This window comes from Marinomonas spartinae (assembly GCF_900089775.1).
GTDB lineage: Bacteria > Pseudomonadota > Gammaproteobacteria > Pseudomonadales > Marinomonadaceae > Marinomonas > Marinomonas spartinae.
Genome location: NZ_FLOB01000017.1, coordinates 1 through 12,463, shown reverse-complemented (window position 1 = coordinate 12,463; position 12,463 = coordinate 1). Strand labels below are relative to the sequence as shown.

Sequence of the window (12,463 nt, the reverse complement as noted above, 5' to 3'; positions counted from 1 at the left end):
TATAATGACAAAAAAACGACAAAAAAATTACACCATAATTAAAAAGAGAAGTTAAAAAGCGAAATAGGTTATATAAAAAATTGTTTTGATATTTTTTATAGAGGAATCAATAAGATAGAAAAAAGATTAGCAGATAAAATTAAACACTTTATTTGGCTACAAAAATATTTTTAATGGTGCCTACTACTAGAAGGGTAATGGAATAAAACCTAATATACTTGATAACTATCCATGTGGCTGTCCGAAAGAAAGAAGGGGCGCAGCCCCTACTTTTCTGGAATGGTCACTCCCTCTGGAACAATCACAAAAAACTTAAATTCAGCCTTAGATTGTTGCTCCAATTCAACCAGTTTTTCAATGATGTGTGCAGTCAGCACATGTCCTTTAGACAGCAAAAAAGCCCCTTTATGGTTTTCTAGGTTTCTCGATAACACCATGCCAGGAACCAACTGTTGCGACCAGATTCGCTGGTCATTGATGGGTTCTTCTAATTGATAAGTCGACAACACTACTTTCAGGGTTTCGACAATATCTGTTGCGTAATTTTCACCCACTCGAGCACTTAAATAACGCAATGCTTCAACATGAGTTAAAGGCTCTGCTAGCATCCGACCATTCATCAATTCTATGTAGTCGTTCGCTACTGTTAATATTTGCGCACTCCTCGATATAAACTTTTCCCAGTCCCCATTAGGAAAGCCTTTACCATTTAAGTATTCTTTATGCTGAAGAATAACTTCAGCCATCGGCCATAGTTGCCGAACACAGGTTAATAAGGTACTGCCCATCATAGGATACTGTTCGTATTCTTCCTTTTGCTCGGGTGTTAATTCCTCGTATGGAATTTTCAGAATCTCATCAGACAAACACACTTGACCGATATAGCGCATTTTGGCCGCGCCTTGTAGAACATCCACTTCTTTCTCAGTCATCTGCAAACGAGTGCCCATATCTCTTACCAATGATACAATATCAGGCACATGTATCTCAGATTTAGGCTGACGCATGTCCAGCAACCCAGCGAACAAATCAATGACATTACGGTAGTTTTCTTTTAAGTTTTCATTAATTTGAATAATTTTGGAGGAGCGTTCCTTCACGGTCGCTTCTAAAGAGTCATTCAGCGCTTTAAGTTTTTTATTTTGCTCTTGCACGACACATTGTAATTGTGCATTTTGTTTCTTTAGTTGGGTGTTTGTCAGCGCACTTTCTACCAAAGCAATTAAGCGCTCGTCATCCCAAGGCTTTTCAACATAGTGGGATACTTTTCCTCGATTCACCGCATCCACAATCGCATCCATATCAGCATAACCGGTAAGAAGAATACGAGTTGTTTCTGGGTAAGTTTCGGCGGCAATCGCCAGAAATTCAGGACCAGCCATATCAGGCATACGTGCGTCACTAATGATCACATCAATAGCGCTCTCTTTGAGAATATCCAGCCCTTCTTGACCACTATTGGCAATGTATATGGTGCAATTCAATTTACGAAAGAGGCGACGCAAGGATGACAACACATTTGCCTCGTCATCGACAAGTAATATACCAGGAGCCTCTACCACATGAGTCTGATCAATCATTGTATTTGTCATCTTCACTCTCCCTCTTCAGAGGTCGCTGCGCCGCTATTCAGGTAAGGCAGCCAAATACTAAACACTGTCCCCACACCTAGTTCGCTCGTCACATCGATTGTGCCGTTATGCGCTTCAACAATTCCATAAGAAATAGACAAGCCCAACCCTGTCCCTACCCCCACTTCTTTCGTTGTAAAGAAAGGGTTAAAAATAGAGTCCAAGTGTTTGGGGTCAATGCCACTGCCATTATCGGCGACGTTGATCTGTACACCGTTCTCCTTATCCTCAACACTCACCGTCAACTTACCCTGTTCATCCATCGCATGAGAAGCGTTCACGAACAGGTTTAAAAATACCTGTAACAATTCGCCACTTTTCCCCATCACAGGTTGAACAGTTTCCATTTTTTTGATGACTTTTCCCTTATATTTAAGCTCGTTATGGGCCATGTTTAAGGCTTCATCAATGATGCTAACAATATCGCACTGCTCTTTTTGATGATCCGATTGCCGCGAAAAACGCTTTAACCCACCCACAATATCCAGAATTCTTTTCACACCGTGTTGGGACTCTTCGAGTAAGCTCTTACTATCCTCCAACAAAAACTCCATATCAATATCCCGCCACAGGGTATCCAACACTTTAGCCGATTCACTTAGCGAGTCACCTCTTAACAAGGCCTGATCCACCAATGACTTTACCGCTGTCACATACTCAACAAAATCATCAACATACCCACTCAAGGCCCCCATATTGCTTTTAATAAATCCCATCGGATTATTAATTTCGTGTGCAATACCTGCTGATAACTGACCAACGGTAGCCATTTTTTCCGATTGCACTAACTTTTTTTGGGTCTCTTTCAGCGCTTCATTGGCAACTTTGACGTTTTCATAGCTCGCCAACAATTTATCTTCTTGATAACGGTGTTCCATCATAATCGCCAGCTGCTTTATACCAACGCGGAACATTTCGATTTCTTTTTGCTGTCTTGATGTTAACCCTTGGCTAAACAAAATGATGATGCCACTAAGATAGTCCAAGCTGATAATGGGCAGAGCCACTGCCGTATCGATGGCGACGTTATCAATCGTCACCGCTACCGTTTGAAAATGCGTTCTTCTTGACTCTCTAACCTTCTCCTCAATCTCACAGGCCAACAAATCTAAGTCGGAGCGAGCAATAGAAGCATTTCCCATACTTAAATTTTCTTCATTACGCAGTAAATCAGAACGAAAATCCGCTTGACTAGGATCAAAGGGAAAATGAAAGTACACAGCAAATGTCACTTCACTCAAGCGCAACATATCCTTCACTATCGTTGGCAAAAAGTCCCGTAATCGCGGTTTTTCAAGGCCATAACGGCCAATGTGAATAAGAAACTTATTTTCTCGCAGAGCCAGTTCCAGGGATTCCACATTGTCATTCAAAGATTGATTGGCCAAATGGAGTTCTCGACTTTTGTCCTCGAGGATACTCTCAGCTCTTTTGCGAGCGGTGCGTTCACGTAAAAAAGCCGCTTCATAATCCATGATCGCCCCCCTGAAAATTTAGTCTTGCTTGACCTGTTCTTGCTCGACCAGCAATAGACAGTGATCTGCCCCTTCATGCATACAACATTCATGTGTTATGGAAACAGACATTCCAAAACTTTCCGCCGCCTGATGCACCAAGCCAATGGCTAATAAACACATTTTACGAGGCGACTGATAATATAGCTTCACGCCTGTATCAAACTTCTCTTGAACAATTAATTTAGGTGTCACCGCATCAGGGTAGAGCTTATGTACTTCCACGTGAATCACAGAATCCACCGCCTCTAACAGCGTCCAAAGATCCGGATAATCTCTCATTGAAGGTGGCAAGCTGTGCATTAAACCTTTATACAAATAACGACCAAATGCTTCGACGAGTTGATTCACCGGAATATTGGTTTCATCGGACAAAGCCACCACCAGAGACAGAATCTCTTGGTCATCATAGTTTTCAGATGCGGTATAAATACCGCCGCTGGGCAAGTCACAATTTGCCAGCAAGGTTTCCCAGCATGCCATTCCAAATTGCGCTTCCACCATTTCTTGGAAGTTGGTAAAAACACTTCCTCTCATACGCTTTCTCACTGTGGTTACCTACTTTCTTTCAGGTTAGTCAAAAGCTGGCGGAATGCTTATGGGGTTTTGGTGTTGATACGTAATATTTTGTTTAACTTGACTGGGTTAGAGAAAGGACGAACAGCTGACATAAAAAAACCATTATTCGTTAACGAATAATGGTTTTTTAGCGATCCGTTAATAACGCTTTCGGTGAGCGTTAGATCATTGTTTAGCAACTACTTATTGGCTTGTCGACGAGCAGCGATTTCTTCACGGCGGAGACGCTGTGCCAGCTTATCCAGAATGCCATTGACGTATTTGTGGCTCTCAGTTGCGCCAAAACCTTTTGCCAATTCCACGCCTTCGTTGATCGCGACGCGATAGGGAACATCCAAACGCTCAGACAATTCAAACGCACCAAGGCGTAACACGGCCAATTCAATGGGATCAAGTTCGCTCAAAGGACGATCCAGTAACTCTTCGAACAAGCCATCCAGTTTTTTTGCACGGCTGGTGACGCCCTGCAGCAATTCACGAAAATACAATTTGTCACAAGCACTCATGTCTTGATCCAAGGTGAATTGCGTTTCGATCTCACTAACAGAGGATTGATTCATCTGCCATTGGTAGACCGCTTGTAATGCCAAACCACGAGACGCACTGCGCATCTGAGAACGTGAAGGTTTTTTATCCTTACGTTTCGGTGCTGGGTTTTGGTCGTTGGTTGTTTCCACTTCGCTCATTTTTTGCCTCAGTTATCCAGACTGCGTAGGACAGCCACGGTCTCAAGAGCAGAGATTGCCGCCTCTGCCCCCTTGTTGCCCGCTTTCGTGCCCGCACGCTCAATCGCCTGCTCAATGGTGTCGACGGTTAACACGCCAAACGACACCGGAATACCATATTGTAATGCAACGTGGCTAAGGCCACTCACACATTCACCTGCCACATACTCAAAATGCGGCGTACCACCTCGAATGACCGCACCTAATGCAATGATGCCATCATACTTACCTTGATCCGCTACTTTCTTAACGATCACCGGAATTTCAAAGGCACCAGGGGCACGAACAATCGTCAAATCTTCTTTTCGAATACCATGACGAATCAAAGTATCAACCGCACCATCTAACAAGCTTTCAACAACATAGCTGTTAAAACGGCCAACTACGAGCGCAAATTTCGCACCAGGCGCTGAAAAATGCCCTTCGTAAGTCGTAATATCCTTCATGACAACCTCTCTTCTAATCTTGCTTAACGGTTGCGTCAGGCGCCCCCGCGTAAGGAATAAACTCTACTGCTTCAAGGTCAAACCCTGTCACGGAGAACTTTTTAGGCGAGCTTAGTAAGCGCATTTTACGAATACCAAGGTCGCGCAAAATTTGTGATCCAGTCCCAACCGTCAAATACGTACCGGAACCACTTTGATCCGGTCCTTTACCCGCGGGTGGATGAATCGATGTGGCAAAGCTACTCGCTAAATCCATCGGTTTGTCATGGGTGTCCACTAAGACAACCACACCTTTGCCAGCGTGCCCGATATAATCCAATGCCTTACTCATGGACCAACGCGGCTCATCCGATTCACCAATAATGCCAGCAAAATCACGTGCTGGATCCGCCACATGCACACGCACTAACGTCGGTTCATCCGCAGCAATCTCACCCTTCACAAACGCAAGGTGAGAAAGCCCTTGAACGGTATCGCGATAAGTAATTAAGTTGAACTCGCCCGCTTCCGTTTGTACCACGCTCTCGCTTTCACGTTCTACGGTGGTCTCATTTAACGTGCGATAATGGATCAGGTCAGCGATTGTACCAATTTTTAAGCCATGTTTCTCGGCAAACTTCTCTAAATCTGGTCTTCTTGCCATAGTGCCATCGTCATTAATGATTTCCACGATCACAGAGGCCCCTTCGTAGCCTGCCATACGCGCTAAATCACATCCGGCTTCTGTATGACCCGCTCGACTTAATACCCCGCCCGCACGAGCCATCAATGGGAAAACATGACCTGGCTGAACGATATCGGAAGGTTTGGCATTCGCCATTACGGCACGTTTTACCGTCAGTGCACGATCGGCTGCCGAAATACCAGTGGTTACCCCTTCAGCCGCTTCGATAGACAGCGTGAAATTGGTGGAATACACCGTACCATTGTCGTTGACCATCAAAGGGAGATTTAATTGCTTACAACGCTCAGGCGTTAACGTTAGGCAAATCAAGCCACGGGCATGGACTGCCATAAAGTTGATAATCTCTGGCGTAATGCACTCGGCAGCGACGATTATGTCCCCTTCGTTTTCTCGATCCTCGTCATCCATCAAGATGACCATTTTACCTTGACGGATATCGGCTAAAATTTCTTCTACACTGTTTAACGCCATCGTAATCTCACTTCTTATTGTTAGGACAAGCTATCGTTTGTTCGCAGGTTAAGCGTCTTGCGCCACGCCCCATTCATCAATGTCCAACAGCCCATCATCGTATTCAAGGTATTGTGGCACATAGACCAAGCGCACATCTTGGCCAACTTGGCGTACCGATTTAAGTTCCAGATCCAAAGCTTCCGCCATGGTATCCAAAGGCAATTGGAACATTGGACGTGCGCTTGAACCGAGTAACTTAGGAGCCATATACACGACAATTTCATCCACCAAGCCTGCCTGTAAAAAGCCCCCAGCAAGTTCCGCTCCGGTTTCAACGAGTACTTCGTTAATGCCATCATCAGCCAATTGTTCCATGGTGGTCAACAAATCCAATCGACCATCCTCGCCACGATTCGCAAAGCGTACCCTCACGCCCCGCTCTTGTAAGAGATCCAAGTGCTCGGATTCCACTTCTTCTTCCACGCAAAATACACAGGCTTGCTGTGTGGGAAAAAGAATCTTGGCGTCCGGTAAAATAGATAAAGCCGTATCCATTACCACACGCAATGGTTGACGCACCGTTTTAGCGTCTACAGGTTGATCGTTATGGTCAATGCGCACTGTCATACTTGGATTATCCGCCAAAACAGAGCCTATCCCAGTCACAACCGCATCGCTTTGAGCCCGTAAACGCTGTACATCTTGACGCGCATTTGGTCCCGTAATCCATTGACTTTCACCGGACTCCATCGCAGTCCGACCATCCACACTCATGGCAAGCTTCACCCGAATAAAAGGCAACCCTTCGCGCATCCGCTTGATAAAACCAGGATTCAAGGCTTCACATTGTGCTTTTAAAATTGGGCCAACCACTTCAATACCGGCTTTGGCGATACGCTTCAAACCATTGCCCGACACTTCTGGGTTTGGGTCCTGCATCCCATAAACCAAACAGGAGATGCCCGCTTTAATTAGTGCGTCGGCACAAGGTGGTGTTTTTCCGTGATGACTGCAAGGCTCAAGTGTCACATAGGCGGTGGCACCCGTGATATCTTGATTCCCTCGGCTCTTCGCATCGGCTAAGGCATTCACCTCAGCATGACCTTCTCCCGCACGAACATGATAGCCCTGACCGAGTAACTCCCCGTCTTTCACTATTACACAGCCAACACGAGGGTTAGGATGGGTAGAATAAAGACCTTTTTGAGCCTGTTTAATGGCTTTCGCCATCCAGTATTCATGATTCTGAATCATAACTTATTTCCCTTCTTGTTTGACGTCAGACAGTGACCCACTGTCTCGACGATTTTCAAGATGATCAATGGCATCACGAAACTCACTAATGTCTTTAAAGCTCCGATAGACAGAAGCAAACCGCACATACGCTACTTGATCCAGACGCTGCAGTTCTTCCATAACCGCCTCCCCCGTCCAACGAGACGGCAATTCACGCTCACCCGTTGCTTGCATTTTTTCTTTAATCCGTGCGATCGCCGTTTCAATCGATTCACTGCTCACGGGGCGCTTCTCTATTGCTTTAAGAATGCCACTGCGCAGCTTATCCTCATCAAAAGGCTCACGACTGCCATCACTTTTGATGAGTTTAGGCATTTGGAGCTCGGCGACTTCAAACGTGGTGAAACGCTCCTGACAATGACTACAGGTGCGACGACGACGCACTTGCGCTCCTTCAGATACTAGGCGGGAGTCAAGAACTTTGGTATCTTGCATTCCACAAAACGGGCATCGCATGACGGTTCCAAAATGAGTAAAAAATGAAGTTTACAAACCAATTAAACGGCTCTATTTTATACTCGGAATCATACCAATCTCACCTTAATATAGCTACCAATCAACACTTGGCCATCGTAGCAGACGGTGATTTATATCATGGCATAGGCCGTGACAACGTTCGCCATAATGTCAGCCTTATTAACAGGAAGTCGGTTTTATTGTAAGCCATTAACAAAGATCGGCTTTTGTTCTAAATAACGAACATCCAGTCGCTCATAAGGAATTATCATGCCTTTTGCAGAATTATCTGGTCTTGTTGCCGCCCTATGCTGGACCATTTCAAGTTTGATGGCTCCAAGACTCATACATCGTTTCGGTACCATGCGTTTCAACACAATACGTATTACCATTGCCAGTTGTCTTCTGATCCTGATTAGCCTACTCGGCCAGCGTTTTGATGCGTCTTTATGGCAACACTCACCATTAGTGATTCTCTCTGGGCTGCTGGGTATTTTCCTTGGGGATACCATGCTATTTACGGCCGTTCACCGTCTGGGGCCGCGTCGAACGGGTGTATTATTTGCCACCAATGCCCCAATGTCGATTTTCCTCAGCTGGCTTTTTCTCAACGAAGCCCTCTCACTGACTCAACTGTTGGCCTGTGGTCTAGTATTCAGCGGCGTCATTATCGCGATTCTATTCGGCAAAAGGCGTGAACAACTGCACGAATGGGAGCAAACCAAAGGCAAACTCAGTACTGGCGTCCTCTTCGCTCTCGGTGGTGCCCTAGGCCAAGCCTGTGGGGCTCTATTAAGCAAACCCGCCTTGCTGGATGGTGCCGACCCAATCGCTGTATCGACGGTACGAGTCAGCGCTGGCGCCATCGCTTTACTACTCGCTTATGGGCTTTATTATCGTCATAGAAGGCCTGCCAGTAGCCTACCTTTTTCCGAATTAACTCGCTCAGACTTTATCGGCATTACCGCCTTGGCAACCATCGGCATGGTCGTCGGTATGAGCGTCTTAGTATGGGGCGTTGGTCACGCCAATGTTGGCATCGTCACAACATTATCCGCCATTGTCCCCGTGTTGATTTTGCCTGGGCTTTGGATCACCACCAAACAACGTCCAGCGTTCGGCGCTTGGATAGGGGCGATTTTGGTCGTGATTGGTGCTGCTTTAATTGTGCTCAGCGGCCAATAAGGTAGAACGGGGCGTTATTCTGAACTAACCGGAAGTATGTTATTCTTAGCGAACTTTATTGCCTTGAGACTCCTCACAAACCGAGCGTAACGAAATCGCTCTGTGGGCATTTTATTCAGACAATCAGTTTATTACACTAGCTATCAAACCATTTATCAGGAAACTACTCGCTTATGGCTCAGTTTGTTTACAGCATGAACCGCGTAGGGAAAGTTGTTCCCCCCAAACGCGAAATTCTCAAAGACATTTCCCTCTCTTTCTTCCCCGGCGCGAAAATCGGTGTTTTAGGGCTTAACGGCTCGGGTAAATCGACGCTTCTGCGCATCATGGCGGGGGTTGATCAGGAATACAACGGTGAAGCCCGTCCAATGCCTGGGTTAAAAGTGGGCTACTTGCCACAAGAACCTGAACTGGACCCATCGAAAGATGTACGTGGCATTGTGGAAGAATCCGTTGCCGACGTGAAAAATGCCCTTGTTCGTCTCGATGAGGTGTACGCGGCGTATGCGGATCCGGATGCGGACTTTGACGCGCTGGCCGCTGAACAAGCCGAGCTTGAAAACCTGATCACAGCAAAAGATGGCCACAATCTAGACCGTGCGCTAGAAGTCGCTGCCGATGCGCTGCGTCTGCCACCTTGGGATGCCAGCGTTGAACATTTATCCGGGGGTGAACGTCGCCGTGTCGCCCTATGTCGTCTGCTTCTAGACAAACCGGACATGATCTTGCTCGACGAGCCGACCAACCATTTGGATGCCGAGTCCGTTGCTTGGCTAGAGCGTTTCTTGAAAGATTACCCAGGTACCGTGGTCGCCATTACCCACGACCGCTACTTCCTTGATAACGCAGCAGGCTGGATTCTTGAGCTTGACCGTGGCCACGGTATTCCATACGAAGGCAACTACTCTTCTTGGTTGGAACAAAAAGACGCTCGACTACAAACCGAAGCAAAACAACAAGCGTCTCACCAAAAAGCCATCAAATCTGAGCTTGAGTGGGTTCGACAAAACGCCAAAGGTCGTCAGTCCAAATCCAAAGCCCGTTTGGCCCGTTTCGAAGAAATGAACTCAAAAGAGTTCCAAGAACGCAACGAAACCAACGAATTGTACATTCCACCTGGCCCACGCCTAGGTAACAAAGTTATCGAAATCGAGAACGTTTCCAAAGGGTTCGATGGCCGCGTTTTGGTGGAAGACTTTAATATGGTTGTACCACCAGGGGCGATCGTCGGTGTGATCGGTGGTAACGGTGCGGGTAAATCCACACTCTTCAAAATGATTGCTGGTCTTGAGCAACCCGACTCAGGTACCGTGACCATTGGTGAAACCGTTCAACTCGCTTACGTTGATCAAATGCGTGAACTAGACGGCGAAAAAACGGTTTTCGAAGAAATTTCCGATGGCCAAGACATGATCACAGTAAATGGCTGGAAAGTACCTTCCCGTGCTTATATCGGCCGTTTTAACTTCAAAGGCTCTGACCAACAAAAACTGGTCAAACACCTATCCGGTGGTGAGCGTAACCGTTTGCACCTTGCCAAACTTTTGAAAGAAGGCGGCAACGTTTTGCTATTGGACGAACCGACCAACGACCTTGATGTCGAAACCTTACGTGCACTGGAAGACGCGCTTCTCGCCTTCCCAGGCTCTGCCATTGTGATTTCCCACGACCGTTGGTTCCTAGACCGTGTAGCAACCCATATCTTGGCTTACGAAGGCGACTCGAAAGCGGTCTTCTTCGAAGGGAACTACCAAGAATACGAAGCCGACTACAAGTCTCGTACCGGTAAAGACGCAACACCAACACGTATTAAATACAAACGTATCGACGCGTAATTCTATCTAATAGAATTAGTTGGTACAGAAATGAAAAAACCGCTTATCGAAAGGTAAGCGCTTTTTATTGGCCCCGTTTTGTAATATGTACTTCTAACAAAATTCATTTACAGCCTCTCTAAGGGACTTAGGAACAAATCTTGCAGAGCATCCTGTTAACTTTCCTAAGCAGGATGCGTTGTATGGCTAAGCTTGATTCTTTAGATCTTCCTCTTCCCGACTGGGCTATATCGGTTTTCATCGTATTAGTCACTGTCGGTATATTACTATCGATTAAGCACCTTATTCTCTCTCGCCTTATTCGCCTAAGTGATAAAACCCGCTACTATTTCGATAGCTTATTATTACGCGCCATTAAATGGCCTTTAAGCTTGATTGCCCTATTGTTTGGCATTTTACTATTGGAAGAATTACTCAACGCGAATTCTGCGATGAGTTCTCGCCTAGAAAAGATGACTACTTACATATTGCCAACTTTATTGGTTCTCGCCATCGTCATGTTTGTTGATTCTATGATCACTGGAATGATCTCTCACTACAGTAAAAAGTCCAGACTACTTCACAACAGCCAATCAATTATGAAAGGTGTTAGTCGCTCTTTTCTTTACGGCATTGGCATATTGATACTACTGAGTACTCTAGGTGTTTCCATCACCCCCCTTATTGCCTCTTTAGGCATTGGTTCATTGGCAGTGGCTCTCGCACTTCAACCAACATTAGAAAATTTCTTCTCTGGTGTACAGTTGCTCATGGACAGACCGATTCGAGTGGGAGACTTCATTGAGCTGGATTCTGGGGAACAAGGTTTTGTAGAAAAAATTGGCTGGCGCTCAACTTGGATCAAAATGTTACCCAATAACACCATTATTATGCCCAATAGTTTATTGTCTGAATCTAAAGTTATTAACTATTTCTATCCGCAAAGAGAGTTGTCCGTTCCGGTAGAAGTCAATGTACACTATGACTCTGACCTAGAAAAAGTAGAAGAAATTACCCTAGAGGTGGCCAGAGAAATACTAAAATCTCATGAATACGGAGTAAACAATTACAACACCTTTGTAGTATTCCACACCTTCGACAGCTCTAGCATCAATTTTACTGTGATGCTCAGAGCCCACGAATATTTTCATCAGTTTTTTATTCGTTCAGCATTTATCAAAGCACTGCATAAACGCTTTAAAGTAGAAGGAATCGTTATTCCTTACCCAATTCGCGCGATTAATACAGATCAAGAAAACGTTCATTTCAAAGAAAAACATACAGGTCATCAATTAAAAAGATGACACCAAAAGCTAATTCCAAATGTAAGAGCCCTCGCTAAAAGCAGTCAAGGGCAAGGCTCAACGGAAAAATTTGCGCTATGGTTTAATCTCTACTGGATTCTGGACAACAAGCCTTACAGTCAATGAAGCTGCAGTACATACCAACGAGTCCATCCCATTTGCCTAGCATTTGAATTACCTCTCTCCTTTAATATAGAACCTATCGCTATTCCTTTTCCTAGGATTAATACCGCTAACGCCTTTTCAATGTAAGCGTTCATTCTACGCCGTTATTTCATCCCATCTTTTCGCACTCTAAACTGGACTCCGTTTTCATCTCATCACCGATAACGGAGTCCAACCCATGACCAAACCCTATACCCGTCGTTCTTCTTC

Annotated in this window: 11 protein-coding genes; 3 read left to right on the top strand and 8 right to left on the bottom strand. The window is 45.4% G+C overall.

The features are described from left to right. Positions 1-266 precede the first annotated feature (266 nt). The 8 genes from nosR to nrdR all read right to left on the bottom strand — a co-directional run bounded on the left by nosR (position 267) and on the right by nrdR (position 7,785). Entirely contained in the window at positions 267-1,592 is a 1,326-nt protein-coding gene (nosR, locus tag MSP8886_RS20050) for a response regulator c-di-GMP phosphodiesterase, NosR family (protein ID WP_067020254.1), read from the bottom strand. 2 nt (positions 1,593-1,594) lie between these two features. Beyond that, on the bottom strand, positions 1,595-3,106 hold the full coding sequence (locus MSP8886_RS22720) for a sensor histidine kinase (protein ID WP_067020252.1): 1,512 nt from the start codon (positions 3,104-3,106) through the stop codon (positions 1,595-1,597). Positions 3,107-3,124: 18 nt separating this feature from the next. Further along, positions 3,125-3,694, bottom strand: a complete 570-nt coding sequence (locus tag MSP8886_RS20040) for a heme NO-binding domain-containing protein (protein ID WP_139063185.1) — start codon at positions 3,692-3,694, stop codon at positions 3,125-3,127. Between the two features lie 209 nt (positions 3,695-3,903). Next, positions 3,904-4,410: a transcription antitermination factor NusB gene (gene nusB / locus MSP8886_RS20035; RefSeq protein WP_067020245.1), complete on the bottom strand. Its 507-nt coding sequence runs from the start codon at positions 4,408-4,410 to the stop codon at positions 3,904-3,906. Between the two features lie 8 nt (positions 4,411-4,418). Further along, positions 4,419-4,895 carry a 6,7-dimethyl-8-ribityllumazine synthase gene (ribH, locus tag MSP8886_RS20030; RefSeq protein ID WP_067020242.1) on the bottom strand — a complete coding sequence of 159 codons (477 nt, stop codon included), beginning with the start codon at positions 4,893-4,895 and terminating at the stop codon, positions 4,419-4,421. A gap of 13 nt (positions 4,896-4,908) precedes the next feature. Beyond that, a complete protein-coding gene (gene ribBA, locus MSP8886_RS20025) occupies positions 4,909-6,051 on the bottom strand; it encodes a bifunctional 3,4-dihydroxy-2-butanone-4-phosphate synthase/GTP cyclohydrolase II (RefSeq protein ID WP_067020239.1) in 1,143 nt (380 codons plus the stop codon). A gap of 48 nt (positions 6,052-6,099) precedes the next feature. Continuing rightward, the gene (ribD, locus tag MSP8886_RS20020; protein ID WP_067020236.1) at positions 6,100-7,287 is read right to left on the bottom strand and encodes a bifunctional diaminohydroxyphosphoribosylaminopyrimidine deaminase/5-amino-6-(5-phosphoribosylamino)uracil reductase RibD; all 1,188 of its coding nucleotides are present in this window, start codon (positions 7,285-7,287) and stop codon (positions 6,100-6,102) included. Between the two features lie 3 nt (positions 7,288-7,290). Continuing rightward, positions 7,291-7,785, bottom strand: a complete 495-nt coding sequence (gene nrdR, locus MSP8886_RS20015; RefSeq protein WP_067020234.1) for a transcriptional regulator NrdR — start codon at positions 7,783-7,785, stop codon at positions 7,291-7,293. A gap of 270 nt (positions 7,786-8,055) precedes the next feature. On the opposite strand from nrdR, the gene MSP8886_RS20005 reads away from it, so the two are divergent. The 3 genes from MSP8886_RS20005 to MSP8886_RS19995 all read left to right on the top strand — a co-directional run bounded on the left by MSP8886_RS20005 (position 8,056) and on the right by MSP8886_RS19995 (position 12,088). Next, positions 8,056-8,970 (top strand): DMT family transporter, encoded by a 915-nt coding sequence (locus MSP8886_RS20005; protein WP_067020228.1) that lies wholly within the window; start codon positions 8,056-8,058, stop codon positions 8,968-8,970. Between the two features lie 173 nt (positions 8,971-9,143). After that, on the top strand, positions 9,144-10,805 hold the full coding sequence (gene ettA, locus MSP8886_RS20000) for an energy-dependent translational throttle protein EttA (RefSeq protein WP_067020226.1): 1,662 nt from the start codon (positions 9,144-9,146) through the stop codon (positions 10,803-10,805). A 182-nt stretch (positions 10,806-10,987) separates the two neighbouring features. Next, positions 10,988-12,088 carry a mechanosensitive ion channel family protein gene (locus MSP8886_RS19995; RefSeq protein ID WP_067020223.1) on the top strand — a complete coding sequence of 367 codons (1,101 nt, stop codon included), beginning with the start codon at positions 10,988-10,990 and terminating at the stop codon, positions 12,086-12,088. Positions 12,089-12,463: the final 375 nt, after the last annotated feature.